Raw genomic sequence first — 26,022 nt, 5'->3', positions numbered from 1 at the left:
CCGCCGGCCGGGCCGGCGATGCCCCCAGGTTCCAGACAATGCCTTCATTCCCACAAAATCCCTTGCGCGCGCTGCTGGCGGTCGTGCTGGCCGGCGCAACGCTGCTGCCGCCGCCGCTCGCGGCCCAGCTGCAATTGCCCACGCTGGGCGATGGCGCGAGCATCACCACCAGCGACGAGCGTCGCATGGGCGACCGCATCATCCGCTCCTTGTTCCGCGACCCCGACTACCTCGAGGACGCGCCGCTGCAGGAGTATGTCGAGGGCATATGGAAGCCCTTGCTGGCCGCGGCGCGCGCGCGCGGCGAGCTCTCGCCCGAGCTCGACGAGCGCTTTGCCTGGCAGATCCTGCTGGGCCGCGACCGCTCGGTGAATGCGTTTGCACTGCCCGGCGGCTATTTCGGCGTGCACCTGGGGCTGATTGGCGTGGTCGGCACGCGCGACGAACTCGCCTCGGTACTGGCCCATGAACTGAGCCACGTGAGCCAGCGGCACATCGCGCGCATGATTTCCCAGCAAAGCCGGCATACGCCGCTGGTGATAGGCTCGATGATCCTGGGCGCGCTGGCCGCGGCCAAGAGCCCCGACGCGGCCCAGGCGCTGATGATAGGCGGCCAGGCGGCGATGGTGCAGAACCAGCTCAACTTCTCGCGCGACATGGAGCGCGAAGCCGACCGCATGGGCTACAGCCTGCTCGCGCCCGCAGGCTTCTCGCCCCAGGGCGTGGTCGGCATGTTCGACCGGCTGCAGCAGGCCAACCGGCTCAACGACAACGGCAGCTGGCCCTACCTGCGCAGCCACCCGCTGACCAGCGAGCGCATTGCCGACATGCAGTCGCGGCTGCCCGCGGGCCAGTCGCTGGCCCAGCCCGCGCCGTCGCTAGAGCACGGCATGATGGCCGCGCGTGCGCGCGTGCTCTCGCGCCCAGGCGTGGACGTGCTGCGCCAATGGGCGCGCCTGCCCGAATCGAGCGGCTTTGCGGCCCAGCCACAGGCCCAGCGCGTGGCGGCGCTGTATGCGGCGGTGCTCGCGCATATCCAGCTGCAGGACTACGGCCCCGCGCGCGCCGGCTTGCCGGCGCTCACGCAGGCGCTGGCGGGCGATGCCCAGGGCCTGCGCCAGGCGGGCCTGCTTGCGGCCGAACTCGAGCTCGCCGCGGGCCAGCCGCAGGCGGCGCTGCAGGCGCTGGCTCCGGTGATCGAAGCCGACGACACGGCCGACAAGCCTTCGCGGCCCGTGCTGCTGCTGCGCACCCAGATTCTGCTGCGCCTGGGCCAGGCACAGTCCATGGCCAGCCCGTTGCAGACCTGGGTCACGCTGTATCCGCGCGATGCCGCGGCCTGGCAGGCGCTGGCACAGGTCTGGCAGGCGCAGAACCAGCCTTTGCGCGCGCTGCGCGCCGAAGGCGAAGCCCAGGCCGCGCACTACGACTATGCGGCGGCGGTGGACCGCTTCCGGGCCGGGCAGGAACTCGCCCGGCGCGGCGGCACGCAAAACGACCACTTCGAGGCATCGATCATCGACACCCGGCTGCGCGCGACCCAGGAACTTTTACGGGAACAGACGGCGGAGCGCTGAATCGATGACCAGGCCCAGCGCCGAGTAGATCAGCGAGCCCAGGAAGGCCGCGCCAAAGCCGCTCACATGCACGCCCTCGAGCACGCTGGCCGCAGCCCAGAACATCAGCGCATTGACGACGAACAGGAACAGCCCGAGCGTGACCAGCGTGACCGGCAGCGTCAAGACCACCAGCACCGGCCGGACGAAGGCGTTGAGCAGGCCTATGACCAGCGCCGCGATCAGCGCCGTGCCGAAGCTGCGGATTTCCACGCCACCGTAGACCGCCGCCACGGCAAGCAGCGCAGCGGCGTAGAGGAACCATTGGATGAGGAGTTTCATGGCGCCAGCATAGCAGCGCCATGAAACTGGCGCACCCCATCTCAGGGCTTGCGGCCCATCAAGCCAAAGACTCGCCCAAAGTCCACGCCAGCAGGCTGCCCATGCCCGCGATCAGGCCCGACGGACCCCAGCGCTGCGGTGCGGGTTCCTCGCGCTTGGGACGGCGTGCGTCGACGACCTGCACCTGGCCATAGGTCTGCTGCAATTCGGCCAGCAACTCGGGCAGGGGCTGACGCGCCAGCAGCTGCGTCACATCGGCCTGCCCATCAGGCCGCTGCAGGCTCGGAGCGAGCTGGGCAAACAGCTTGTCGGCCCATTGGTTGCGCCAGTTTTCCCGGCTGCGGTGGCTGGCCCACTTGCTCGCGCGGTGGGTGATGCGCGGCGCGCAGGCGACCAGCAGCCAGCGGGGGTTGCCGGCCTCGAACGAGGAGGCCAGCGACGTGAGCAGCGGCAATGCATGGGGCGCATCGTCCACATAGACAATGAAGGTAGTGCGGGTCAAGAGAACTCCGGTCTGGCTGCGCCAATGAAAAAGGCAGGCCTTGAAGGGCCTGCCTTGGCAAGAGGGAAGGCCTGCGGCGCCGGCTTGTGCCGGCGGGCCGCAAACCCTGCCGCATCAGGCGTGGCCGGAGCCGTGGGCGACCTTGGGCTTGCGCGAGGCGACGTACTTGCCGACAGCCAGCACCAGCAGCGCACCCACGATCTGGGCACCGTACTGCAGGACCTTGGTCTGCTCGAGCTTGGGCATCCACAGCCACTTGTCGGTGTTGGCGAAGACCGGATCGGACACCAGCATGCCACCCGCGATCCAGCCCAGCAGCATGCCGCCGGCGACGATGATCAGCGGGAAGCGGTCCATCAGCTTGATGACCAGCTGCGAGCCCCAGACGATGATGGGGATCGAGATCAGCAGACCCAGCGTGACCAGCAGCATCTGGTGTTCGCCCGAGCTCTGTGCGGCGCCGGCGATGGCAATCACGTTGTCCACGCTCATCACCAGGTCGGCGACGATGATGGTCTTGATCGCGGCCAGCAGCTTGTCGCTGCCCTGGATGCCGTCATGGGCGTCTTCATCGGGAGCGATGAGCTTGACACCGATCCACACCAGCAGCAGCGCGCCGACGAACTTCAGGAAAGGCAGGGCCAGCAGTGTCATCGCGAAAGCGATCAGGATCACGCGCAGGATGATGGCACCCGCCGTACCCCAGATGATGCCCTTGCGGCGCTGCGCCGGCGGCAGCTTGCGGCAGGCCAGTGCGATCACCACCGCGTTGTCACCACCGAGCAGAATGTCGATGATGATGATCTGACCCAATGCGACCCAGAAGGGCGCATGCGTGAGGAAGTCCAAATCCATAAAAACCTCGTAGTCGAATGCCAAAAAGCGGCAGGAATCCGGCGGCACAAAGCCATAGCCAGGATACCCCCGCGTCGGAAGGAAGCGGATGCGCGAACTCTCAAGCACCTTCCTGCGACAGCCAGAACCAGGAAGCTGGGCCGAAGGGAAATGCTTTGACAGACCGTCACACCGGTCTCTCAAAGGTCTTGCTCGGCACCGTTCAGCACGGAACCCGCGAGGCCGGAAGCTTGCGCTTCGTATTGACGACCTCGACGTACGTGCGATTTACCGGCAGATGAGCGCCGGGCATCGCAACGAGAGCTACTCCCCTTCGAAGCTGGCGATTTGAACACATTTGGCAATGCGTAGGCATAAATCCGGGTTTTTTGCCAGCCACGGCCGACAGCAAAAGCCATGGCGGCGTCGCGCCGCGGGCCCGGCGCTATCATCCAGAGCCCTATTGTTCGCACCCCCCATGGCAGGAATCCACATCACCGACATCGAGGCAGCCATCAACTACTGGCGCCAGAAAAAGCCTTCTCCCGACGGCGTGCTGCTCGCGCCCGAAGCCCGGGCCCTGGCCGATGTCTACGCGCTGATGATCTTCCGCCATGCCAGCGAAGTCGACGCCGCCGACGTGCCCTCGCATGCGCAGGCCGCCTGGCTCGCCTGGTACGACACCACGCCCGATACGCCCTGCATCGCCATCTGCTCGACCAGCCAGGGCGATGACCTGTGCAAGGGCTGCGGGCGCACGTTCGAAGAGGTCCAGCACTGGCCGGCGTTCGACGCCGTCGAGAAACGCAGCGTCTGGCGGCGCATCACCATAGAGAACTCCGCCTGGCGCTTCAACCGCTACGCTGAACGCGCCGCAGAAAACCCGCCCGAGCAGCGGCGCTGAGGGCTGCGCAGCCCCCCGATACCGCACCTTGCCCGTGCGATGTTCGGGTTTTGTAAGATGCCGGGCTGTTTTCACTCCCGCGCGCGCTCTTGCCCCTGTCCGCCCCGCTGCCCTCCCTGCTGGCCCTGCACTGCCGTCTGGCGCGCCTGCGCACCAGCGGCGTGCTGCGCCGCACGGCCTGGCCCGCAGCGGCGGCACGCCTGCGCGAACGGGACGCTGCGCGCCTGAACATCGGCCCGCGTCAGGCCGCACGGGCACGGCGCGCCGGCCTGCGTGGAACAGGCCGGCGCATGCTTTCGACCGGCGGCGTCACGCTGCCCGTCTGACTCCACACCCCCTTGGTTTGCCGCCCTGGTGGCGGCGATTGCGCCTGTCTGCGCCTGCGCGGACGGGTGGACCTGCGCCCGCGCAGGCCCGCCCATGGCAATGCACACATGGGAGAGCGATGTGTCCGGTCTTGTCTTGTCTCCTGCCGCGCCGGCGGCCTTTTTGACGTCACACAATGGGCTTTCTGGCTGGAGCGCCCTGACGCAATGGCTGCGTCGCCCGCGCCAGCCGGCGCGGCCGATTTGCACCGAACTGCGCATCGACGTGCAACTGCCGCTGATAGCCGGCGAACTCGAAGCCCTTTACGAGCGCCTGTACACGCCGGGCAGCAAGCTCTGGGGAATCGACAGCCTGGCGCTGCCCACGCCCGGGCGCAACCCGGGGTTGGTGATGCGCCAGCGCATCGTCGACGGCAACTGCTTCATCTATGTCGAAGACCGGGCGCGCGGCTGCCTCGCGGGCTACACCATGTTCCAGCGCATGTGCGAAGTGGACCGGCATGCGGGCCGCTGGATACGCTCGCCGCACTCGCGCTTTGCGCCGGCCTACCAGCGCCGCGGCATTGCGAGCGCGGTCTATCGGCACATGCTGCGCCAGGGCATGGTGCTGGTCAGCGGGGCGCGCCAGTCGCCGGCCGCGCATGGCCTGTGGGAGCATCTGGCGCGCAGCCATGGCCAGGGCTATCTGCGCCTGGCCGACAAGCGCCTGCACTATCTGGGCCAGCAGGTGGACAGCGCCACGCTGGACCAGCTGGCCACGCGGCGCATGCTGCTGCCGCCGGGCTGGGCCTTGCAGGACCTCGCGCAGGCGCTGCGCATGCAGGGGCTATCCTCCTGACCCCGCCAAGGGACAGCCGCGAGAAATCACTTCCAGCGAATCGGCTCGACGACCACGCTGCCGAGCTTGCTGCTGAGCGTGATGCCGCCTTCCTGGATAGTCGCCTGCAACTGCATGCTGCGCTCGGCGAGCTGGGCCAGTTCGGGGCCGGCTTCGGACGGCAGGCGCCAGACCTGCAGCTTGGGCAGGCGGCTGAATTTGCTTTCAATGCCGCGCCACCAGACATCGGCCGAGTGGCTGAACGGGTAGAGCAGCACCTGGTCCGACTTGCTGCAGGCCTTGGCGATGGGCTTGTCCTCGGGCTGGCCGACTTCTATCCACAGGCGCTTGCGGCCCGTGTAATCGGTCAGCGACACGTCCGGGTCTTCGGGATCGGACAGGCCGGCGCCAAAGGACAGCGTCGCGTCGCCGTTGCACAGGTCGTTGAGCTGGTGGGCATTGAGCGCCAGCGCCACCAGGCGCGCCATCATGCGCTCGTCCGTCTCGCTCGGGTGGCGGGCCAGAGTCAGCGCATGGTCGGCGTAGTAGCCATGGTCGATATCGGCAATCTGCAGATTTGCCTTGAAGATGGTGGATTTGAGGGCCATGGGCGGGGGGTGCTCGGAAAAAAGAAAAGATTCCACAAGGGAATCAAAAAGAAATGCTGCAGCTGATGGCGGGAGCCACGCCCTGAAACGCCCTTCGACAGGCTCAGGGCGAACGGGGTTTGGATAGCTTGAGCCTATCCAGCCGTTCGTCCCGAGCTTCCCTCGGCGGGCCCGTCACAGAAGGGACGGGCTAGCAGAACAACTCAAACTCGGCGGGCAAGTTCGGCGGCCTTGCCGACGTAGGAAGCGGGCGTCATCGCCAGCAGACGGTCCTTGTCGGCCTGGGGGATTTCCAGGCCGTTGATCAGGCGGTGCAGGTCTTCGGCCTGCACGGTCTTGCCGCGCGTGACTTCCTTGAGCTTCTCGTACGCGCCCTGCACGCCATAGCGGCGCATCACGGTCTGTATGGGCTCGGCCAGCACTTCCCAGGCGTTGTCCAGGTCTTCGGCCAGCTTTTCCTCGTTGAGTTCGAGCTTGTTCAGGCCGGTCATCAGCGAGGTGTAGGCCAGCGTTGCGTAGCCCAGCGCCACGCCGATGTTGCGCAGCACCGTGGAATCGGTCAGGTCGCGCTGCCAGCGGCTCACGGGCAGCTTTTCGGACAGGTGCTTGAGCACGGCGTTGGCCAGGCCCAGGTTGCCTTCGGCGTTCTCGAAGTCGATGGGGTTGACCTTGTGCGGCATGGTCGAGGAGCCGATTTCGCCGGCCTTCAGACGCTGCTTGAAGTAGCCCAGCGAGACGTAGCCCCAGATGTCGCGCGACAGGTCGATCAGGATGGTGTCGGCGCGCGCCACGGCGTCGAACAGCTCGGCCATGTAGTCATGCGGCTCGATCTGGATCGAGTAGGGCTGGAACGTCAGGCCCAGGCCGTTGGGTTCGGGGCTTTCGATGACCTTCTTGCTGAACGCTTCCCAGTCGAAATCGGGCCAGGCCGACAGGTGGGCGTTGTAGTTGCCCACGGCGCCGTTCATCTTGCCCAGGATCTTGACGCTGGCGATGCGGTCCACGGCGGCCTGCAGGCGCACCACGACGTTGGCGATTTCCTTGCCGACGGTGGTCGGGCTCGCGGTCTGGCCGTGGGTGCGGCTGAGCATGGGCACGTCGGCGTACTGGTGGGCCATTTCGCGCAGCTTGAGCACGATGCGGTCCAGCGCCGGCAGCACGACCATGTCGCGGCCCACGCGCAGTTGCAGTGCGTGGCTGGTATTGTTGATGTCTTCGCTGGTGCAGGCGAAGTGCACGAATTCAGCGGCTTTTTCCAGTTCGGGACGGGCTTCGAACTTGGACTTGATCCAGTACTCCACGGCCTTGACGTCGTGGTTGGTGGTCTTTTCGATTTCCTTGATGGCCTCTGCGTCGGCTTCGCTGAAGTGCTTGACCAGGCCCAGCAGGTAGGCACGCGCGCCTATGGACAGCGGCTGGAATTCTTCGAAGCCGGCGTCGGACAGGGCAATGAACCAGGCGATCTCCACCTGCACCCGGCGGTGCATGTAGCCCTGTTCGCTCATGATCGGGCGCAGGGCGGAGAGTTTCGCGGCGTAACGGCCGTCGAGCGGAGAGAGGGCGGAAATGGTGGAAAAGCTCATGCCCTCAATTGTAGGGGGCATGCCAAATCCCATGCCGCGCATGGCTGCCGATAGAATCGTCCGGCCGGCACTTGCCGGGTCCCGCGCCATGGAAGTTCGCCCTATGAAATTGATCGGTACCACCAGCAGTCCCTACGTGCGCAAAGTGCGTGTCGTGATGGCCGAGAAAAAGCTCGACTACCAGTTCGAGATCGACAACGTCTGGGCCGCCGATGCCGCGGTCAGCGCCGCCAACCCGCTGGGCAAGGTGCCCCGCCTGATGATCGAAGGCCATGAATCGGCGCTCTTCGACTCGCGCGTGATCGTCGAGTACCTCGACACGCTGTCGCCCGTGGGCAAGCTGCTGCCGCCCAGCGGCCGCGAGCGCGCCGACGTCAAGGCCTGGGAAGCGCTGGCCGACGGCCTGCTCGATGCCGGCGTGCTCGCCCGCCTCGAAGCCACCTGGCCCGGGCGCAGCGAGGGCGAACGCAGCCAGGCCTGGATAGACCGCCAGCTGGGCAAGGTCGAGGCCAGCCTGCAGGCGATGTCCAAGGCCCTGGGCGACAAGCCGTTTTGCTGCGGCATCCATATGACGCTGGCCGACATCGCCACGGGCTGCGCGCTCGACTGGCTGGCTTTTCGCTTCCCGCAGCTGGCCTGGCGCGATGACCACCCCAACCTCGCACGCCTGGCCGACAAGCTGGCCCAGCGCGCCAGCTTCAAGGACACCGTGCCGGCCTGACGCCGCGGTGAAGACAAGAAAATGGCTTCCTTGCGGAAGCCATTTTTCATCGAAGAAAAAAGTTGCGAAGCATCCCGAAACGAATAAAGAGAGGGAGGGAGGAGAAGCGTTTCAGGGGGTCTATAAGGATCGCGTCCTCAAAGGCTTCGCAACAGTAAACCGTTCGTCGCACCGGGCCCTGCCCGTGCAACCTCATTGATTGAGGGCGAGTCTGCGCCAAAGTTCAAGCCGGCGCAGCGCCAAAATGTAACCAACTGCTAACCCCTGCCCACCTTTCTCACGCCGGCAACAGGTCGCCAAAGGGTTGACAACGCGCTCGGCCACCACGGCCCAGAGGCGGCAAGGCAAGCGCCCAAGCGGGCTAGCGGCGCTGGTCCAAGGCGAGCGGTGTCGATGATTTAACGTTTGTTTTCAAATATGCGCGCTCAGGCCGGGCGCCAGATCGCCGCTGTCCAGCGTGCCGAACACCGCGCGCCACAGGGCCAGCACCGCATCGCGATGGGCCACAGCAGTCTGCAGGTCGATCTGGCCGCTGGACTCGTCGAGCCGCGCCTTGTGCTGGATGCGGCGCAGCGCGCGGTAGGCGTCGGCCGCGGCCTGGCCCACGCCCTGGGGCAAGAGCCCGACCTGCTCGGCGCTGCGCAGCAGCGCGATATTGCCCACGTTGCCCAGCAGCTGCGGGTGCTCGCCCGAGCACAGCAGCACCAGGTATTGCACCGCAAATTCCGCATCGACCATGCCCCCCGGGCTGTGCTTGACGTCGAACAGCTGGCCGCGCACCGGATGGGCAGCGCGCACGCGCGCACGCATGGCGACGATTTCGGCGCGCAGCAGCTCGGGGTTGCGCGGCGCGGAAATCACGGCTTCGCGCACCGCATCGAAGCGCGCGCGCAAGGCCTCGCTGCCGAGAACGAAGCGCGCCCGCGTCATGGCCTGATGTTCCCAGGTCCAGGCGGTGTTGCTGCCGCGCTGCTGCTGGTATTTGGCATAGGCCTCGAAACCCGTGACCAGCAGGCCCGAGCTGCCGTTGGGGCGCAGCGCGGTATCGATCTCGAACAGGTCGCCTTCGCCGGTCTTCACCGTGAGCCAGTTGATCAGCTTGCGCACGAAGGCGGCGTAGACCTCGGGCGCGCGCTCGTCGTCGTCGTCGAAGACGAACACGATGTCGAGGTCGCTGCCGTAGCCGAGTTCCTTGCCGCCGAGCTTGCCGTAGCCAATGATGGCGAACTGCGGCTCCTCGCGGTGGCGGCCCTTGAGGCGTGACCAGCACCATTGGCCCGTGACGCGCAGCACGCTGTCGGCGAGCGCGCTCAGGTCGTCGGCGACCTGCTCGACCGTGATCCGGCCTTCGACATCGCGCGCCAGCGTGCGGAAGATTTCCGCATGGTGGGCACGGCGCAGCAGGTTGAGCAGGGTTTCGTCGTCGTCTTCGCCCGTGGTCTGCAGCGAGGTCAGGCGCAGCGCGAGTTCGCGCTCGAAATCGGCGGCGACGAAGCGGTCGGTCAGCAAGGCATCGCTGGCGAGCTCGTCGATCACGCCCGGGTGCTGCAGCAGGTAGCGCGCCGGCCAGCGCGCCGCGCCCAGCAGGTGCAGCAGCCGCTCGTGCACGGCAGGCCGCTCGAGCAGCAGCGCCAGATAGCTTTCGCGGCGCAGCAGCGGCTCGAGCCAGTTGATCAGGCGCACCGCCGCCTCTTCGTCGACGCTGCCGTCCGCGACCCACTGCGCGGTGCGCTGCACCAGACGGAACAGCCGCGCGCGGGTTTCCTCGCGCAGGCTGGTGACGCGCGGGTGGTCGCGCCACTCGGCCACGCGCGCCGACAGCTGGGCCGGCAGGTGCGAGATCAGGTCTTCGATTTCCTGGGGCGTGGCCGCGGTCAGCGCGCGCGGGCCGTTGCACTGGCCGTTGCTGCACTGCTGGGGCGCATTGCCGCCGAGCAGGGTATCGAACTCCTCGGCGACGAGCTCGCGGTGGGCATCGAGCTGGTGCAGGAAACGGCTGCAGTCGGGATAGCCCATGGTCTGGGCGATCCACAGCAGGTCGTCGTCGCGCGTGGGCAGCACATGGGTCTGCTGGTCGTCGAGGTACTGGATGCGGTGCTCGACCTGGCGCAGGAAGGTGTAGGCCTGGGCCAGGGCCTCGGCGGTCTCGGCCGACATCAGGCCCGAGCGCGCCAGGCGCTGCAAGGCTTCGAGCGTGGGCCGGCAGCGCAGCTCGGGGAACTGCCCGCCGCGCACCACCTGCAGCAGCTGCACGGTGAATTCGATTTCGCGTATGCCGCCGCGCGAGAGCTTGACGTCGTTGGCGCGCCCCGGATGGCCGGCGCTGCGCTTGGCCGCGTGCTCGCGGATCTGGCGGTGCAGCGAACGCAGCGCATCGAACACGCTGTAGTCGAGATAGCGGCGAAACACGAACGGCAGCACCACGCCGCGCAGCGCCTGGACTTCGGGCGAGCGCACGCTGTCGCGCGGCGCGACCACGCGGCTCTTGAGCCAGGCGAAGCGTTCCCACTCGCGGCCCTGGGTCTGCAGGTATTCCTCGAGCGCGGCCAGCGATACCGCCGGCGGCCCGGAATTGCCGTTGGGCCGCAGCGCCAGATCGACGCGGAACACGAAGCCGTGCTCGGTGACTTCGCCGATCAGCGCATAGATGCCCTTGACCGCGCGGCCGAAATATTCGTGATTGGACAGACGCCCGCGGCCGTCGGGCAGGCCCGCGGTCTCGCCTTCGTGCTCGTAGACATAGATCAGGTCGATGTCGCTGGACACATTGAGCTCGCGCGCGCCGAACTTGCCCATGCCGATGATCCACAGCGGCACGGCCTGGCCGTCGGGTCCGGTCGGCGCGCCGTGGCGGCTGTCGAGATCGGCTCGCACCTGGCTGCAGGCGCGGTCCAGCGCCACTTCGGCGAGCTGGGTCACGGCCTGCGTGATCACCGCCAGCGGGGCCTGCTGCGCGCAGTCGAGCTGCAGCAGGCGTTCCATCACCAGTTGGCGCAGCACGCGCAGCGCGGCCGACAGGTCTAGCCCCTGGCGGCACAGGGCGTCGAGCGCCTGCTCCATGCCCGCGCGCTGCGGCACGCCTTCGGGGAAAAGGCCAAGTTCCGCAGCGTAGCGCCGGTGTAAACGTTGGTAAAAACGGGAATGCGCAAGGCGCGATGGGGCCTCGGGGGCGAGCTCGGAAGGAGAATAGTCAACGGTCTGCATGCGCAATACAGGAATAACGGTGGACCGGCTGCCAACCCTCGGATCCCCCGGGATGCCCAGCGGGTGATAATTCCTGGCACTGACCTGCCCACCAATGATCGAACCTCAACCGCACCCCTCACGCCTGCTCCGCTGGACGGCTGGCATTGCGCGGTGGTCACTGGGGTTGCTGCTGGCCTTCTGGCTGCTGCTCGCCACCATGTGGGGGGTGCTCCATGGATTCATTGTGCCGCGAATCAGCGAGTACCGTCCGCAGCTCGAAAGCCTGGCCGCGCGCACCCTGGGGGTACCCGTGCGCATCGGGGCCATCACGGCGCGCAGCGAAGGCCTGATGCCGGTCATCGAACTGGGCCAGGTGGCCCTGCTCGACGCGCGCGGCCAGCCCGCGCTGGAGCTGCCGCGGGTCGTGATCGGGGTATCTCCGCGCTCGCTTTTGCGCCTGGGCGTGGAGCAGCTCTATATCGACGCCCCGCTGCTCGAGGCGCGGCGCGACGGCGCGGGCCAGCTGTGGATTGCCGGTCTGGCCCTGCCCACGGCCAGCGAAGGCAACAGCCCCGCGGCCGACTGGCTGTTCTCGCAGACCGAAATCGCCATCCGCAGCGGCCAGCTGCGCTGGACCGACGAACTGCGCCAGGCGCCGCCGCTGTCGCTGCGCGACCTCGACCTGGTGGTGCGCAACCAGGGCCGGCGCCACCAGATCCGGCTCGATGCCACGCCCGACAGCGAATGGGGCTCGCGCTTCACGCTGGCCGCGCGTTTGCGCGCGCCGCTGCTGTCCGTGCACGAGGGTGACTGGCGGCGCTGGAGCGGCCAGGCCTACGCGCATTTCGCCCAGCTCGATGTGGCCCGGCTCGGGCAATACATCGACCTGCAGGGCGCGAGCGTCTCCCAGGGCCGCGGCGCGCTGCGCGCCTGGGTCGACGTGCAGCGTGGCCAGATCCAGCAGGTCACGACGGACCTGATGCTCAGCGCCGTCGAGACCCGGCTGCGCCCCGACCTGCCGCCGCTCACGCTGCACGCGCTGCAGGGGCGGCTGAGCGTAGCGCGCCTGCCCGGCGGCTATGCGCTGCACGGCCAGTCGCTGGCGTTCGAGACCGGCGACGGCCTGCGCTGGCCCGCGGGCCGGTTTTCGCTGCGCCACATCCAGGCCGACGCCGCGGCCGCCGAACACGGCGCGCTCGGCGAGCTCGGCGAGCTGCGCTTCGAACAGTTCGATCTGGCGATCGCCGCCCAGCTCGCCAGCCGCCTGCCCATAGCCGACGCCGCGCGCAGCAGGCTGCAGGCGCTGGCGCCGCGCGGCCAGGTCAAGGCGCTGCAGGCCCACTGGCGCGGGCCCATAGACAAGCCGCTGCAGTATGAAATCAGCGGGGAAGTCCAGGACCTGGCGCTGTCCGAGCAACCTGCAGCGCAGGGCACGGGCGTTCCCGGCGTCGAAGGCCTGCAGGCGAAGTTCTCGCTCAACCAGCTCGGCGGCTCGGCCCAGCTCGGCATGACCGGTGGCACGCTGCGCCTGCCGGGCGTGTTCGAGGAGCCGGTGCTGGCGCTCGACCATCTGAGCGGCGCGCTGCGCTGGCAGTTGCAGGGCGAGCAGATCGAAGTGCAGGCCCGCGACCTGCGCTTTTCCAATGCCGACGCCGAAGGCCAGGCCCAGGCCAGCTGGCACACCGGCCGCGACGCGGCGACGCGCTTTCCCGGCGTGCTCGCGCTCACCGGCACGCTGCGCAATGCCGACGGCAGCCGCGTGCACCGCTACCTGCCGCTGGAAATCCCCGCCGACGCGCGCCACTATGTGCGCGACAGCGTGCAAAGCGGGCGCGCCAGCCGCGTGCAATTCAAGGTCCAGGGCGATCTAGCCAAGCTGCCGTTCGAGCGGCCCGGCGAGGGCGAGTTCCACATCGCCGCCGACGTGCATGACGTCAACTATGTCTACGTGCCGCCCGGGCTGCAGTCCGCGGGCGACAAGCCCTGGCCCGCGCTGACCCAGCTGTCGGGCGAGCTGGTGTTCGACCGCGCATCGATGGCCGTGCGCAACGCCCAGGGCCGCGTGGCCGGCCACCCGCGGCTGCAGCTGCAGCAGATCCAGGCGCGCATTCCCGACCTCTCGCATACGCGCGTCGACGTCCAGGCCCGCGCGCAGGGAGAACTCGCCGAGATGCTCGGCTTCGTCGCCGGCTCGCCCGTGGCCGCGCTGACCGAGCAGGTGCTAGACCATGCCCAGGGCAGCGGCACGGCCCAGTTGCAGTTGCATCTGGACCTGCCCATAGACCACCTCGAGCAGTCGAAGGTCCAGGGCAGCGTCGCGCTGGCCGGCAACAGCCTGCGGCTGATGCCCGAAGTGCCGCTGCTCAGCCAGATCCGCGGCAGCGTGCAGTTTTCCGACACCGGCTTTTCGCTGTCCGGCGTGCAGGCGCAGGCGCTGGGCGGGCCCGTGCGCTTCGAGGGCGGCATGCAGGTGCTGCCCCCATCGGCCCCCGCGAGCCAGTCGCCGCTGGCGCTGCGCGCGAGCGGCACGGCAAGCGCCGAAGGGCTGCGCGCGGCGCCGGAGCTCGGCCTTCTGGCCGACATCGCGCGCGCAGCCCAGGGCCAGGCCGACTATGTGCTGGACCTGGGCGTGCGCCGCGGCACGCCCGAAATCACCGTCACCAGCAATCTGCAAGGCCTGGCGCTCGATTTGCCCAGCCCGCTGGGCAAGACTGCGCCGGCGGCGCTGGCGCTGCGCTTCGCGCACACGCTCGCGCCGTCGGCCCTGGCCACGCCCGCCGCGCATGCTGCCAACACCGACCTGCCGCCGCTGCACGACGAAATCGCGCTGCAATGGGGCGAGCTTGCCAGCCTGCGCTACCTGCGCGATGCGGGCAGCACGCCGGCGAAAGTGCTGCGCGGCGCGCTGGCCATCGGCAGCCCGCTGCCAGCGATCGACATGCCCGAGCGCGGCGTGCACGCCCAGGTGGCGCTCGCGGCCGTGGACATCGACGCCTGGCTGCAGGCGCTGCAGCGCCTGGCGCCCGTCGAGCCTTCTGCCCCGGCCGAAGCGGCGACGACCGCGTCGCTGCAAAGCTATCTGCCGGACACGGCCACGCTCAGCGCCCGGAGCCTCACGATAAACAGCCGCACGCTGCATGCGCTCAGCGCCAGCGGCACGCGCAACGGCGGCCTGTGGAATGCGAGCGTCGAGGCGCGCGAACTCAGCGGCCAGATCGAGTACCGCGAAGGCCATGCCGCCGACCCCGCAGGTCAGGTCCATGCGCGGCTCGCGCGACTGGCCGTGCCGCAAAGCGCGGCCGGCGCTGTCGACGCCCTGCTCAGCCCGCAGCCGCGCAGCCTGCCCGCGCTGGACATCGCCGTCGAAGCGCTCGAACTGTTCGGCCGGCCCATGGGGCGCTTTGAAGTCCAGGCGCGCAACCGCCAAAGCCCCACCGACCCCGCGCTGCGCGAATGGCAGCTGACCCAGTTCAACATCACCAGCCCCGAAGCACGGCTGCAGGCCAGCGGCAGCTGGGCGCTGCAGCCGGGCCAGCCGGCGCAGCCGCGCACGGCGCTGCGCTTCGCGCTCGAGATCAACGACACCGGCGCGCTGCTGAGCCGCTTTTCCATGCCCGGCGTGATACGCAACGGGCGCGGCCGGCTCGACGGCCAGGTCGCCTGGAACGGCTCGCCGCTGGCGCCCGACTACCATTCGATGAACGGCCAGATGCACCTGGACATGGCCTCGGGCCAGTTCCTGCAGGCCGAGCCCGGCCTGGCCAAGCTGCTGGGCGTGCTGAGCCTGCAGGCCCTGCCCCGGCGCCTGACGCTCGATTTCCGCGACGTCTTCAGCAAGGGCTTTGCGTTCGACTTCGTGCGCGGCGATGTGCAGATCGCGCAGGGCATAGCCCGCACCAACAACCTGCAGATGAAAGGCGTCAACGCCGCCGTGCTGATGGAAGGCGAAGCCGACATGCACCGCGAGACCCAGAACCTGCACGTAGTGGTCGTGCCCGAGATCAATGTCTGGACGGCCTCGCTGGTCGCCACGGCCATCAACCCGGTCGTGGGCCTGAGCAGCTTTCTCGCACAGATGCTGCTGCGCGGGCCGCTGATCGCGGCCACGACCAAGGAATTTCGCATCGACGGCTCCTGGTCCGACCCGCAGGTGAACCCCATCCCATCCACTCCCGAATCACGCGCCAGCGTCCCGCCCCCCACCACCACAGGAGTCACCTCGCCATGAAAGTCGCCGCCCTGCAAATGGTGTCCACGCCCGACGTGGCCGAAAACCTCGAAGTCGCCTGGCAACTGCTGCAGCAGGCGCGCGACGCGGGCGCGCAGCTCGCGGCCCTGCCCGAATACTTCTGCGCCATGGGCCTGCGCGACACCGACAAGCTCGGCTACAGGGAAGCGTTCGGCCAGGGCCCTATCCAGGAATTCCTGGCGCGCGCGGCGCGCGAACTCGACCTGTGGATCGTCGGCGGCACCCTGCCGCTCGAGGCCGATGACGAGCAGCATGTGCGCAACAGCACGCTGGTGTTCTCGCCCGGCGGCGAATGCGTGGCGCGCTACGACAAGATCCACCTGTTCCACTACGACAATGGCCGCGAGCGCTACGACGAGGCGCAGGTGATCGCGGCCGGGCAGACGCCGGTGCGGCTAGACATCACCGACCGCAGCGGCGCGCACTGGCGCCTGGGCCTGAGCATCTGCTACGACCTGCGCTTTCCCGAGCTGTACCGCGCCCATGCCCAGCGCGGCTGCGACCTGCTGCTGGTGCCCAGCGCCTTCACCCACACCACGGGCCAGGCCCACTGGGAAGTGCTGCTGCGCGCCCGGGCCATCGAGAACCAGGCCTATGTGCTCGCGCCGGCCCAGGGCGGCATTCATCCCAATGGTCGCCAGACCTGGGGCCACAGCATGGCGGTAGACCCCTGGGGCCAGGTGCTCGCCGTGCGCGACCAGGGCGCTGGCCTGGCGCTGGCGCAGCTCGACCGCCAGCACATCGCCCATGTGCGCGCCCAGCTGCCCGCCCTGCAACACCGTATTCTGTAATGCCCTGCCGATGAGTTCCCCGCCGCCCCTGCCCGACTCGATGTCCTTCCTGAGCTTCCCCGACAGCACGCCGGCCGGAGCGGAGCCCGCGCCCCCGCGCTGGCCCTGGCGCCGCTGGCGCAGCGCCTGGCGCCGCTGGTCGCTGTGGACGGTGCTGGTGGTACTCGTGGTCAGCATGCTCATCACCCTGGTCTGGCTCGCGGGCCGCTACGAGGCGGTGCAGGTGCAGGACCGGCTCGAGCGCGACGCCGCGAATGCCGTGGCCGACGTGCGCGCCGCGCTCAATCGCAACCTGCAGGACCTGCAGGCGCTGAGTGCCCATTCCAGCGATCCGCAGGAGTGGCGGGCACGCGCCGCCGAAGTCCTGCAGGTGCGGCGCGAAATCCTGCGCATCGAATGGCGCGACGCGCGCGTGCAACTGCAGGCCTACGCCGAAACACCCTACCGGCCCATGCAGTGGGAAGAAGGCCAGCGCGACGACAGCCAGTCGCACGCCCAGCTGACCTGCGCCAATGCGCGCCGGCTCAACGGCCCGGCGTATTCGCCCAGCTACTTCCAGTTGCTCAATGAAGGCCTGGGCTCGGAAATGATGGAAGTCTGCCTGCCGCTGTCACACAATGGCCGGGTCGACGGCTTCATCATCGCGACCTATTCGCTGCAAAGCATTCTGGTCAACCAGGTCAGCAAGAACCTCGCCCACAGCCAGGAAGTCTCGTTCACCGAGCCCGACGGCACGCGGCTGGCGCTGGTCGGCGCGGCCTGGCGCGGCACGCGCGTCTTCACCGCCCAGCAGATCCTCGACCTGCCGGGCAACATGCTGGTGCTGCGGCTGGACCACTGGCACCGCGCGCCCAGCGTGTTCCCCAACGTGCTCACGGCCCTGGTCACGACCATGGCGATTGCGCTGGGCACGGTGCTGGTGATCCTGGTGCGCGACAACCGCCGGCGCCTGCGCGCCGAGCGCGATCTGGGCGAGGCCCTGGCGTTTCGCAAGGCCATGGAAGACTCGCTGATCACCGGCTTGCGTGCGCGCGACCTCAAGGGCCGCATCAGCTACGTGAACCCGGCGTTCTGCGAAATGGTGGGATTCACCTCCGAAGAGTTGCTCGGGCTGAACTTCGCCCCGTATTGGCCGCCCGAGCTGTCCCAGGAATACCACCAGCGCCAGCTCAAGCGCCTGGCCGGCAAGGCGCCGCCGTCGCGCGAAGGCTATGAAACGGTGTTCATGCGCAAGGACGGCACGCGCTTTCCGGTACTGATCTTCGAAGCCCCGCTGATCAGCGCCCAGGGCCGGCATACGGGCTGGATGAGCGCCTTCCTCGACATCAGCGAGCAGCGCCGCATGGAAGAGCTGTCGCGCGCCTCGCAGGAGCGCCTGCAGGCGACGGCGCGGCTGGCGACCGTGGGCGAGATGGCCTCGCTGCTGAGCCACGAGCTGACCCAGCCGCTGATGACCATCGCGAGTTATGCCACGGGCTCGCTCAACATGCTGGCCCAGCAAGACCCGGCGGGCGACAACCCGGCTGCGCTGCGCCAGCAGTTGCAGGACCTGCGCACCGCGATGCAGCGCATCGCCCACCAGGCCGAACGCGCGGGCCGGGTGATCAAGAGCGTGCGCGACTTCGTGCGCCGCCGCGACCAGTCGCGCGAGCAGGTGCATGCCAGCGAGCTGATCGACGCCGTGCTGCCGCTGGTACGCATGCAGGCGCGCAAACTCGGCGTGCGCGTCATCACCCAGCTCGACAGCGACCTGCCGCCCGTGCTGTGCGACCCGACCATGATCGAGCAGGTGCTGCTCAATCTGGCGCGCAACGGCACGCAGGCCATGGACGGCATCGAGACCCACCCGCGCGAGTTGACGCTGCGCGTGCGCCACACGAGCACCAGCGCGCATGCGAGCTGGCTGGAATTCTCCGTGATCGACTGCGGCAGCGGCATCGACGAGGCCGTGTCCGAACAGCTGTTCACGCCGTTCTTCACCACGCGCGAGGAAGGCATGGGCCTGGGCCTGAGCCTGTGCCGCACCGTGATCGAGCAGCACGGAGGGACGTTGCGCCACAGCCCCAACCTTCCGCGTGGTACGGTATTCGGTTTTACGCTGCCCGCTCCACCTCAGAATTGATCCCATGGAACCCGTACAAAACGCCACCGTCTACATCGTGGACGACGATGCCGATGTGCGCGAAGCCCTGGCATGGCTGCTGCGCTCACGCCGCCTGCTCAGCGAGTCCTTCGACTGCGCCGAATCGTTTCTGGACATGCTGCAGTCGCAGTCGCCCGCGCGCCATCCCTGCTGCCTGCTGCTCGACATGCGCATGACCGGCATGAGCGGCCTGGCGCTGTTCAACCAGTTGCTGGCCGAAGGGCAGCTCGCGGCCATGCCGGTGATTTTCCTCACCGGCCATGCCGACGTGCCCACGGCCGTCGACACCGTCAAGCGCGGCGCCTTCGATTTCTGCGAAAAGCCGTTTTCCGACAATGCGCTGGTCGACCGCATCGAGCAGGCGCTCGCGGCCTCCGACCAGCACCTGTCGCGCATGCGCGAGCGCGACGCGCTGCGCTCCCGCCTGACCGACCTGACCGAGCGCGAGCGCGATGTGATGCGCCTCGTGGTCGAAGGCATTCCCAACAAGCTGATTGCCGACCAGCTCGACATCAGCGTGCGCACCGTGGAAGTGCACCGCTCGCGCGTGTTCGACAAGATGCAGGTCAAGTCGGCCGTCGAACTGGCCAATCTGCTGAGAACGGATATATAGCCCCCATGCCCTGTAAGCCAGGATGAGGGTATTTTTTCAGAGCTCCCATCGCTCACAGCCCATGAAACTGGCGCGCCCCAGCAAGGGGGCAGCGAGCAAGGGCCGCCCCGCAGCGAGGCTGCCGTCCCCCTCCACCGAAGGTTGAGAGGGGGAAGCCGCGTAGCGGCTCAGGGGGTGCTTCTTATTACCGTGGACGTTCGCCCACGTAGATTTCAACGCGGCGATTGCGTGCGCGGCCATCGTTGGTGCTGTTCGAGGCAATCGGCTCATACGAACCGCGGCCTTCGGTCTGGATGCGCGTGCCACCGATGCCGCGGCTGGTGAGGTAGTTGCGCGTGCTGTTGGCGCGCTGCAGCGACAGCGGGTTGTTGATCGCGTCCGAACCCGTGCTGTCGGTGTGGCCCACGATGCGCACATCGGTGTTCACATTGTTGCGCAGGCCATCGGCAAAGCGGTCGAGCACCGGAGCGAAGTTGCTCTTGATGTCCGAGCGGCCGGTGTCGAACGAGATGTCGCTGGGAATGTCGAGCTTGAGCTGGTTGTCCTGCGTCTGCGTCACGGCGATGCCCGTGCCCTGCGTCGCGGCTTCCATCTCCTGCTTTTGCTTTTCCATGTTCTGCGACCAGATGTAGGTGCCCAGGGCGCCCACACCCGCGCCCACGAGCGCGCCCGTGCCGGCCTTGCCGCCCGTGGCCGAGCCGAGCACCGCGCCCGCGAGCGCGCCCACGCCCGCGCCTGTGGCGGTACGGCGCTGGGTGTCGGACATGCCGGTGTTGGCACAACCTGAAATCAGCAGAACTGCAGCCGTTGCGGCCACCACGATATTTTTGCGCATATGAACTCCTTCACGTAAATGATCCGGGCGCTACCTGTCACGCAGAACGCCTGCCGGGCAGGCAGCCCCTTGTGCAAGACGAATTATCAACCAGCGTATCAGCCTCGCATCTGCAAGCCCGTAGGACAGACACCACAGCGCGCCGGTGTGCGTCAGGAGCGCGGCCCCGGCGGCGGTGGATCGTCTTCGGGCGGCGCAGGAAGTTCCCCGCGTTTGCGCCCGGAAAACATGGTCCACCAGACAATTGCGATCAAAACGATCAATGCCAGCAACGCTTCAAGCAAAATCAGCCCCATGAATCTCAACCTCCTGCGCCTTGCGTCAATGGCGTTGATTGTAGGAACGCTTGCCGCGTGTTCCACCGCCCCCGTTTCAACCGTCGATCCGTCGCCCATTCCGGAGCTGCTCCCCCAGGGCATCCAGGCCACGCCGGCGCCCATCACGGCCGCGCCGGTGGCCTTCCCCAAGAGCCGCTGGCTGCCCGTGCCCTGGAGCGATCTGCCGGGCTTCGAAAGCGACGCGCTGCACGAGGCCTGGAATGCCTGGGTGAAGAACTGCGAGCGCCCGACGCCGGCCTTTGCAGGCCTGTGCAGCGAAGTGCGCCGCCTGAGCATTGCCAACGGCGACGAACAACGCGCCTGGATGCTGGCCAAGTTCCAGCCCTACCGTGTCGAAGCGAGCAACGGCAGCCCCGAAGGCCTGCTGACCGCCTACTACGAGCCCCAGCTCGACGCCGCGCGCCTGCCCGGCAATGGCTACAACGTGCCACTGTACCGGCTGCCCGCAGGCTTTGGCACGCGCAAGCCCTGGTACTCACGCCAGCAGATCGACACCCTGCCCGAAGCCCAGGCCGCACTCGCCGGCCGCGCGATCGCCTGGCTGCGCGACCCGGTCGATGCGCTGGTGCTGCATATCCAGGGCTCGGGCCGGCTGCGCCTGACCGAGCCCGACGGCCAGGTGCGCCAGGTGCGCGTGGCCTATGCCGGCACCAACGACCAGCCCTACAAGAGCGTGGGCCGCTGGCTGCTCGACCAGAACCTGGTGCGCGACGCGACCTGGCCCGGGATCAGCGCCTGGATTGCGGCCAACCCCGGACGCGTCAACGAAATGCTGTGGAGCAATCCGCGCTACGTGTTCTTCCGCGAGGAAACGCTCGAAGGGCTGGACGCGGAATTCGGCCCCAAGGGCGCCCTGGGCGTGCCGCTAACGCCGGGCCGCTCGATCGCCGTGGACCGCCAGAGCATCCCCTATGGCACGCCGGTCTGGCTGTCGACGCCGGGCCCGACGGTTGCGCTCAACCGCATGGTGTTCGCCCAGGACACGGGCAGCGCCATCCTCGGCGCCGTGCGCGCCGACTACTTCACCGGCTGGGGCGTCGAAGCCGGCGAAATTGCAGGCCGGCTCAAGCAGAATCTGCGCCTGTGGACTTTCTGGCCACGCCATCTGACGCCGGGCAGCGCCGGCCGCTGATCCCGCGCGCCGGTGAGGGGGCGCACATGCCCGCCACAAAATAGAATTTAACTATTTCAAATAATATTTGATAGACAAAATATTACACGCACCCATCCTTGGCACCGACCCGCGCAGGCGCGCACCGCCGACCACGGGTCCATGGAACAGCGTCGGAAAATGAAAGCTGCTTTCTGCAGTCTTCCATTCACCCTTCGCATTTCCATATCCACATGCCCGTCTCTCCGAACAACACCACATCGACGCAGGCCAAGGCCCGGGATCAGGCCCCTGTGCCCAGCTCCCTGCACCTGCTGGATATTGAGCGTATTTTCATTGATGGTCGGATCAGTGAAATTGATGTGGAGGAGGATGAAGCGAGCATTCGGTCGCTTGAACTGACTTATGCCGTCCGCGAGCAGCACCCGCAGGATCCGGTGGTCCTTACGATCCCGCAGCCGCACAAGACACATTACGAGATCACGTCGCAGGCGTGCGGCGAATACACCGGGGCAGACCATCCCCCTGAAAATCGCGAGAGCGATCAGGTACTCACCCCTATCCACCTGCGCCGCACGGGCGATCCCGGCGTGCCCATGCACCTCTCTCCGAGATATTTCCCCGACCTTGACGATATCGCCGGCACTGCCCAGGCCCACAGTTTTTCCGACACTTTCGATTCGCGATTCAATTTCGAGACCGGCATCTTTTCCCATGCCGACCATTCCGACGAAACGCTGCAGCTGAGCTCCTTCAACAGCGATTACTCGTTCCTGCCGCTGGCTTCTCCGGAATTCGACAGCACCCATAGGGTCATGCGAATCCCCTTGCAACGCAATGAAAGCGAGTCGCGGCCCGCGCCGGTAAATGGCGTTGAGCCGCTTTACGCAGAGGTGGGCGATGATCCATTGCCCACTGAAAGCCATGGCGCCGGCGCCATCACCGGCCCGCAGGAATGGGTGGAGCGGCTGTCGACGCCCTTCGCCACCCCCCATCCCCTGGCCCCGACGCACGCTGCTGCCTCCTTGAACCCTGCGCAGCATTCATGGAACATCGCCTCGCCAGGCACGCAACATTCCGAAGCTTGCGAAGAAAACCCGGTGAATTTCCAGAGCCCGGGCTACGCGCAGACGCTGTCTCTTGCGCTGGGCAGCGCCTGGCAGACCCAGACCCAGACCCCCATCCCGCCCGTGCCCGACAGCGCACCGCCCATCTTGCACAGGTTGCCCGCTGCCCAGCGCGAGGTTCAAATCCAGCAGCTCCTGGAGGACGCCGATGCGGATTCTGTCAGCGGCGACACCGCTGCGGTGCAACTGGTGGGCAGCCAGGACGACCTGGTCATGTAATCACGCCCGGGCGCCGCAGGGAGCCTGGGGATATCCAACTGCACGCTGTCGCTGCCTGCCAGCCCCAAGGCCCGGGAGCAGCGTGCACTCTTGCGCCTGGACCTTCACACCATGCCGACCTTTCACGACACCGCTGAAACCCCCTGCGCGCAGGGCGAATCGCCATTCCACGCTCCACCTCTGGCATCGCCAGTCGACCGCTTCCATCTCCCGGGATTCCTGAACGGCACGCTGGCGCTGAATCCGGCGAATCCTTTCTACGCGCAGATCTGCGCGCTGGATGCACCCGCCTTGCAACGCTATTACCGCTTGGGAATTCCAGAGCGCCCGGGGGAACAAGGAAACATCGCGGAAATCCTGACGCTCGGCGAGCCTGAATTCGAGCGGATTGCCTCCATTCGCGCCTACATTGCCCATGAAACGGGCCGCGGCTTCGATGGCGAAGCCGGGGAAAACGACAGCCTGCCCTGGCCCGCGCTACACCTGCCGGGCTGGCCCGGGGAAACCACAGTGCACACGACCGAGGGCGTACATCCGCCCCCTGCCATGGACGCGATGCTGGAGCAGCAGGCCTTTGCCAGCGCCCGCATCATCATCCATACCCCGACGTACCCTGCGCAGCCGTCACCGCCCAGCTACGTCAGGTGGCTGGGCCACCCGGAAGAATCCGCGGCGTCGTTTGCCGATGGGAACGACCTGGCCCTGGTGCTCTGTGGCACGAACGCCGACCACATGCCGCCGCCGTGGTGGGCGCTGGGCTGAAGCGCTGCACGCCAGCGCTCAGAACGTGTTCACGAACTCAGGGCGACTCGGCGAAATAGCGCGTCACGCGCGGCGGGCCCTCGCCCACATGGAACGCCAGCTTGCGGTCGCGCAGCGAGACGTCATAGGCGGTGACGCGGTCGAAGCGGCGCAGGTGCTCGGTCCACGACTCGTCGATGATCTGTTCGACGAAGCGCTCGGGCTGGCTCATGCTGTGCAGCAGGGTCCAGCCCAGCGCCCCCTGGCGCATGCGGCTGCGGCGGCTTTCCTGCATCAGCTGGCGAAACTCCTTGGTCTGCGCCGGCTGGATGATGTATTCGATGGTCACGACCACGCGCCCGGCTTCGGGCGCCATCGTCGCCTCGGGCGCCTTGAATGCCTGCGACGGGCTCAGGTCCTCCTCGATCTGCCGGTCGGACGACAGGCGCTGCACCAGCAGCATCGCCACCACACCACAGACGGCCGCGATGATCAGGCTGGTCGGGACCGAGGTGATCGACGCCACCTGGCCCCAGAGCGCCGCGCCCAGCGCCGTGCCGCCCATGATGGACATCTGGTAGATCGACATGCCGCGTGCGCGCACCCAGTTGGGCAAGGCCATCTGGGCGGCAACGCCCAGCGTATTGGCGGTCGCGATCAGCGCCATGCCGGCCAGCAGCATCGCCGCCACGGCCACCGCCAGGTGCGGCGCCAGCGCCACGGCCACGGTGGCCAGCGCCTGCACGCTGACGCCGGTGAGCACCAGCCGCTCACGCGGCAGTGCCTGGCGCAGCCGCGGCAGCAGCGTGGCGCCTATGATCGCGCCCGCGCCCATCGAGGCCAGCAGCAGCGTGAACGTGCCCGCGCCGCCTTCTTCGCCGACGTGCAGGCGCTGCGCCACCAGCGGCATCAAGGCCATGACGGCCGTGGACTGGAAGAAAAAGCAGACCGTGCGCAGCAGCACCGCGCGCATGCGCGGCGACTCACGCACGAACTGCACGCCCACGCGCATCGCGCTGGGCAGGCGCTCGCGGCCCAGCGGGCTGTCGGCATGCTTGCGCTTCCAGCGGATCAGCACCAGCGCCGAAATCACCGACAGCGTCGCATTGAGCACGAATACCCAGGCGCTGCCCAGGCTCGCGATGATCGCGCCCGCGACCAGCGGACCGATGATGCGCGAGGCATTCATCGCCACCGCATTGAGCGCCATCGCCGACGGCAGCTGCGGCTTGGACACCAGTTCGGGAATCAGCGCCGAGAACACCGGCCAGCGCATGGCCAGGCCTATGCCGTTGGCAAACGTCAGCACCAGCAGCAAGGCGGGCGTCATATGGCCCGACAGCACGGCCAGGCACAGCACCACGGCCACGGCCGCGACCCAGAACTGGGTGACGATGAAGTAGCGCCGGCGGTCGAGGATGTCGGCCAGCGCGCCGCTGGGCAGGCCCAGCAGGAACACCGGCAGCGTGGAAGCCGACTGCACCAGCGCCACCAGCACCGGCGACGTGGTCAGCGAGGTCATCAGCCAGGCGGCGGCGACGTCGTTCATCCACATGCAGGTATTGGCCGCCATCCAGATCAGCCACAGCATGCGGAACGTGGGCCGGGTCAACGGCGCCCAGACGGACTGGGCGGCCTTGGCCTGCGCTGCCTGGCTGGCCGCGGCCTGGGCACTGGCCCGGTCCGCATCCGCCATGCCGGAAGGGTCTTCGAGCAATCCCCCCCCAGAGGCCCCCGGCGGACGGCCCGCCGGGGAAGGTGGGCGGGCGCCCTCGCCTGGCGGCGATACACGGGCGGGGGGCGATGGGGGCGAAATCTCGTCTGGCATGTGGCGTGATTTTGCGACCAAAGCGGGCTTCCTGCTTGAAAGCCTGCGTGTTCCAGTTAACGGCCGTAGCCGTTGCCCGTGCCCTGGCGCAGCAGATGCTCGAGCGGCAGCGCGGCGCTGGCCTTGATTTCGCCCAGCGAAAAGCTGGTGTGCACGTCCTTGACGTTGGGCAGGTTCAGCAGCACATGGCGCGCGAGCTGCGCGAAGCTGTCGAGGTCGCGCGTCACGACCTGCAGCTCGAACGTGCCCGAGCCGCTGATGTAGTGGCAGGACACCACTTCGGGAATCTTGCGTATCGCTTCCTCGGTCTCCAGCGTCAGCGGCCCCGAAGTGCGCACCGCGTCCAGCCGCACGAAGGCCAGCACGCCCAGGCCGATCTTGTGGCGGTCGATCTCGGCGTGGTAGCCCTTGATGAAGCCGGCCTCCTCGAGCGCGCGCACGCGCCGCCAGCAGGGCGCGGCCGACAGGCCCACGCGCTGCGCGAGCTCGGCGTTGGTCAGGCGCGCATCGGCTTGGAGCTGTCCAAGGATGGCGACGTCAAATTTGTCCAATGTATTCAAAATCACTCCATTTAGAGCAAGAATCTTTCCAAGAATAGCCAAAACAGCGCATACAACGCAATCACTTATCGCTGACTCAGGAATACAC

Annotated in this window: 22 protein-coding genes; 12 read left to right on the top strand and 10 right to left on the bottom strand. The window is 67.7% G+C overall.

Going from position 1 to position 26,022, the window contains the following annotated elements:
* Positions 1 to 38 precede the first annotated feature (38 nt).
* Positions 39 to 1,577, top strand: coding sequence for a M48 family metalloprotease (locus GVL12_RS14855; protein ID WP_159915316.1), 1,539 nt, complete (start codon positions 39 to 41; stop codon positions 1,575 to 1,577).
* Here GVL12_RS14855 and GVL12_RS14850 read toward each other — a convergent pair.
* The 3 genes from GVL12_RS14850 to GVL12_RS14840 all read right to left on the bottom strand — a co-directional run bounded on the left by GVL12_RS14850 (position 1,551) and on the right by GVL12_RS14840 (position 3,255).
* A complete protein-coding gene (locus GVL12_RS14850; RefSeq protein WP_159915314.1) occupies positions 1,551 to 1,898 on the bottom strand; it encodes a phage holin family protein in 348 nt (115 codons plus the stop codon). The two genes, GVL12_RS14855 and GVL12_RS14850, sit on opposite strands and share 27 nt — an antisense overlap.
* Positions 1,899 to 1,956: 58 nt before the next feature.
* Positions 1,957 to 2,400: a hypothetical protein gene (locus tag GVL12_RS14845; RefSeq protein WP_200843774.1), complete on the bottom strand. Its 444-nt coding sequence runs from the start codon at positions 2,398 to 2,400 to the stop codon at positions 1,957 to 1,959.
* A gap of 114 nt (positions 2,401 to 2,514) precedes the next feature.
* Positions 2,515 to 3,255, bottom strand: a complete 741-nt coding sequence (locus GVL12_RS14840; protein ID WP_159915312.1) for a TerC family protein — start codon at positions 3,253 to 3,255, stop codon at positions 2,515 to 2,517.
* Between the two features lie 457 nt (positions 3,256 to 3,712).
* Here GVL12_RS14840 and GVL12_RS14835 point away from each other — a divergent pair, with 457 nt between their 5' ends.
* From GVL12_RS14835 to GVL12_RS14825, 3 genes are all read left to right on the top strand, one after another.
* Positions 3,713 to 4,138, top strand: coding sequence for a DUF3717 domain-containing protein (locus GVL12_RS14835; RefSeq protein ID WP_159915310.1), 426 nt, complete (start codon positions 3,713 to 3,715; stop codon positions 4,136 to 4,138).
* Positions 4,139 to 4,227: 89 nt separating this feature from the next.
* Positions 4,228 to 4,464 (top strand): hypothetical protein, encoded by a 237-nt coding sequence (locus tag GVL12_RS14830; protein WP_159915308.1) that lies wholly within the window; start codon positions 4,228 to 4,230, stop codon positions 4,462 to 4,464.
* A gap of 163 nt (positions 4,465 to 4,627) precedes the next feature.
* Positions 4,628 to 5,302, top strand: a complete 675-nt coding sequence (locus tag GVL12_RS14825) for a hypothetical protein (protein ID WP_200843773.1) — start codon at positions 4,628 to 4,630, stop codon at positions 5,300 to 5,302.
* Between the two features lie 26 nt (positions 5,303 to 5,328).
* Here the strand turns inward: GVL12_RS14825 and GVL12_RS14820 are convergent, their stop codons facing one another.
* Positions 5,329 to 5,889, bottom strand: a complete 561-nt coding sequence (locus GVL12_RS14820; protein WP_159915306.1) for a YaeQ family protein — start codon at positions 5,887 to 5,889, stop codon at positions 5,329 to 5,331.
* Between the two features lie 203 nt (positions 5,890 to 6,092).
* Positions 6,093 to 7,472, bottom strand: a complete 1,380-nt coding sequence (gene purB, locus GVL12_RS14815; RefSeq protein WP_159915304.1) for an adenylosuccinate lyase — start codon at positions 7,470 to 7,472, stop codon at positions 6,093 to 6,095.
* A 103-nt stretch (positions 7,473 to 7,575) separates the two neighbouring features.
* Here purB and GVL12_RS14810 point away from each other — a divergent pair, with 103 nt between their 5' ends.
* Positions 7,576 to 8,193: a glutathione S-transferase family protein gene (locus GVL12_RS14810; RefSeq protein WP_159915302.1), complete on the top strand. Its 618-nt coding sequence runs from the start codon at positions 7,576 to 7,578 to the stop codon at positions 8,191 to 8,193.
* A gap of 411 nt (positions 8,194 to 8,604) precedes the next feature.
* On the opposite strand, the gene glnE is transcribed toward GVL12_RS14810, so the two are convergent.
* Positions 8,605 to 11,397, bottom strand: a complete 2,793-nt coding sequence (gene glnE / locus GVL12_RS14805) for a bifunctional [glutamate--ammonia ligase]-adenylyl-L-tyrosine phosphorylase/[glutamate--ammonia-ligase] adenylyltransferase (RefSeq protein WP_159915300.1) — start codon at positions 11,395 to 11,397, stop codon at positions 8,605 to 8,607.
* 94 nt (positions 11,398 to 11,491) lie between these two features.
* On the opposite strand from glnE, the gene GVL12_RS14800 reads away from it, so the two are divergent.
* The 4 genes from GVL12_RS14800 to GVL12_RS14785 are packed head-to-tail and all read left to right on the top strand — an operon-like array spanning position 11,492 to position 19,175.
* Positions 11,492 to 15,607 (top strand): YhdP family protein, encoded by a 4,116-nt coding sequence (locus GVL12_RS14800; protein ID WP_159915298.1) that lies wholly within the window; start codon positions 11,492 to 11,494, stop codon positions 15,605 to 15,607.
* Positions 15,604 to 16,419 (top strand): carbon-nitrogen hydrolase family protein, encoded by an 816-nt coding sequence (locus tag GVL12_RS14795; RefSeq protein WP_159915296.1) that lies wholly within the window; start codon positions 15,604 to 15,606, stop codon positions 16,417 to 16,419. The genes GVL12_RS14800 and GVL12_RS14795 overlap by 4 nt, the downstream gene beginning before the upstream one ends.
* Positions 16,420 to 16,429: 10 nt before the next feature.
* Positions 16,430 to 18,541 carry a PAS domain S-box protein gene (locus GVL12_RS14790; RefSeq protein WP_200843772.1) on the top strand — a complete coding sequence of 704 codons (2,112 nt, stop codon included), beginning with the start codon at positions 16,430 to 16,432 and terminating at the stop codon, positions 18,539 to 18,541.
* Positions 18,542 to 18,545: 4 nt separating this feature from the next.
* Positions 18,546 to 19,175 carry a response regulator transcription factor gene (locus tag GVL12_RS14785; protein WP_159915294.1) on the top strand — a complete coding sequence of 210 codons (630 nt, stop codon included), beginning with the start codon at positions 18,546 to 18,548 and terminating at the stop codon, positions 19,173 to 19,175.
* Positions 19,176 to 19,359: 184 nt separating this feature from the next.
* Here the strand turns inward: GVL12_RS14785 and GVL12_RS14780 are convergent, their stop codons facing one another.
* Positions 19,360 to 20,010, bottom strand: a complete 651-nt coding sequence (locus tag GVL12_RS14780) for an OmpA family protein (RefSeq protein WP_159915292.1) — start codon at positions 20,008 to 20,010, stop codon at positions 19,360 to 19,362.
* A 152-nt stretch (positions 20,011 to 20,162) separates the two neighbouring features.
* A complete protein-coding gene (locus GVL12_RS26305; RefSeq protein WP_200843771.1) occupies positions 20,163 to 20,306 on the bottom strand; it encodes a hypothetical protein in 144 nt (47 codons plus the stop codon).
* Here GVL12_RS26305 and GVL12_RS14775 point away from each other — a divergent pair.
* The 3 genes from GVL12_RS14775 (at position 20,305) to GVL12_RS14765 (ending at position 23,567) form a co-directional block, all read left to right on the top strand.
* Entirely contained in the window at positions 20,305 to 21,480 is a 1,176-nt protein-coding gene (locus GVL12_RS14775; protein WP_200843770.1) for a murein transglycosylase A, read from the top strand. The genes GVL12_RS26305 and GVL12_RS14775 overlap by 2 nt on opposite strands.
* A 212-nt stretch (positions 21,481 to 21,692) precedes the next feature.
* On the top strand, positions 21,693 to 22,805 hold the full coding sequence (locus tag GVL12_RS14770) for a hypothetical protein (protein ID WP_159915288.1): 1,113 nt from the start codon (positions 21,693 to 21,695) through the stop codon (positions 22,803 to 22,805).
* A gap of 111 nt (positions 22,806 to 22,916) precedes the next feature.
* On the top strand, positions 22,917 to 23,567 hold the full coding sequence (locus GVL12_RS14765) for a hypothetical protein (protein WP_159915286.1): 651 nt from the start codon (positions 22,917 to 22,919) through the stop codon (positions 23,565 to 23,567).
* A gap of 37 nt (positions 23,568 to 23,604) precedes the next feature.
* On the opposite strand, the gene GVL12_RS14760 is transcribed toward GVL12_RS14765, so the two are convergent.
* Entirely contained in the window at positions 23,605 to 25,242 is a 1,638-nt protein-coding gene (locus tag GVL12_RS14760; protein ID WP_159915373.1) for an MFS transporter, read from the bottom strand.
* A gap of 188 nt (positions 25,243 to 25,430) precedes the next feature.
* Positions 25,431 to 25,934 (bottom strand): Lrp/AsnC family transcriptional regulator, encoded by a 504-nt coding sequence (locus tag GVL12_RS14755; RefSeq protein ID WP_159915284.1) that lies wholly within the window; start codon positions 25,932 to 25,934, stop codon positions 25,431 to 25,433.
* Positions 25,935 to 26,022: the final 88 nt, after the last annotated feature.

The sequence above is a fragment of the Pantoea sp. 18069 genome (assembly GCF_902706035.1).
Lineage (GTDB): Bacteria > Pseudomonadota > Gammaproteobacteria > Burkholderiales > Burkholderiaceae_C > Comamonas.
Note: the sequence above shows the minus strand (reverse complement) of the source record. Positions and strands in the feature narration are given on the sequence as shown.

What these genes read in the sequence shown, in the direction of transcription:
- GVL12_RS14855 (WP_159915316.1), top strand. Translation starts at nt 39, where the DNA reads ATGCCTTCATTCCCACAAAATCCCTTGCGCGCGCTGCTGGCGGTCGTG.
- GVL12_RS14850 (WP_159915314.1), bottom strand. Translation starts at nt 1,898, where the DNA reads ATGAAACTCCTCATCCAATGGTTCCTCTACGCCGCTGCGCTGCTTGCC.
- GVL12_RS14840 (WP_159915312.1), bottom strand. Translation starts at nt 3,255, where the DNA reads ATGGATTTGGACTTCCTCACGCATGCGCCCTTCTGGGTCGCATTGGGT.
- GVL12_RS14835 (WP_159915310.1), top strand. Translation starts at nt 3,713, where the DNA reads ATGGCAGGAATCCACATCACCGACATCGAGGCAGCCATCAACTACTGG.
- GVL12_RS14820 (WP_159915306.1), bottom strand. Translation starts at nt 5,889, where the DNA reads ATGGCCCTCAAATCCACCATCTTCAAGGCAAATCTGCAGATTGCCGAT.
- purB (WP_159915304.1), bottom strand. Translation starts at nt 7,472, where the DNA reads ATGAGCTTTTCCACCATTTCCGCCCTCTCTCCGCTCGACGGCCGTTAC.
- GVL12_RS14810 (WP_159915302.1), top strand. Translation starts at nt 7,576, where the DNA reads ATGAAATTGATCGGTACCACCAGCAGTCCCTACGTGCGCAAAGTGCGT.
- glnE (WP_159915300.1), bottom strand. Translation starts at nt 11,397, where the DNA reads ATGCAGACCGTTGACTATTCTCCTTCCGAGCTCGCCCCCGAGGCCCCA.
- GVL12_RS14800 (WP_159915298.1), top strand. Translation starts at nt 11,492, where the DNA reads ATGATCGAACCTCAACCGCACCCCTCACGCCTGCTCCGCTGGACGGCT.
- GVL12_RS14795 (WP_159915296.1), top strand. Translation starts at nt 15,604, where the DNA reads ATGAAAGTCGCCGCCCTGCAAATGGTGTCCACGCCCGACGTGGCCGAA.
- GVL12_RS14790 (WP_200843772.1), top strand. Translation starts at nt 16,430, where the DNA reads ATGAGTTCCCCGCCGCCCCTGCCCGACTCGATGTCCTTCCTGAGCTTC.
- GVL12_RS14785 (WP_159915294.1), top strand. Translation starts at nt 18,546, where the DNA reads ATGGAACCCGTACAAAACGCCACCGTCTACATCGTGGACGACGATGCC.
- GVL12_RS14780 (WP_159915292.1), bottom strand. Translation starts at nt 20,010, where the DNA reads ATGCGCAAAAATATCGTGGTGGCCGCAACGGCTGCAGTTCTGCTGATT.
- GVL12_RS14775 (WP_200843770.1), top strand. Translation starts at nt 20,305, where the DNA reads ATGAATCTCAACCTCCTGCGCCTTGCGTCAATGGCGTTGATTGTAGGA.
- GVL12_RS26305 (WP_200843771.1), bottom strand. Translation starts at nt 20,306, where the DNA reads ATGGGGCTGATTTTGCTTGAAGCGTTGCTGGCATTGATCGTTTTGATC.
- GVL12_RS14770 (WP_159915288.1), top strand. Translation starts at nt 21,693, where the DNA reads ATGCCCGTCTCTCCGAACAACACCACATCGACGCAGGCCAAGGCCCGG.
- GVL12_RS14765 (WP_159915286.1), top strand. Translation starts at nt 22,917, where the DNA reads ATGCCGACCTTTCACGACACCGCTGAAACCCCCTGCGCGCAGGGCGAA.
- GVL12_RS14760 (WP_159915373.1), bottom strand. Translation starts at nt 25,242, where the DNA reads ATGGCGGATGCGGACCGGGCCAGTGCCCAGGCCGCGGCCAGCCAGGCA.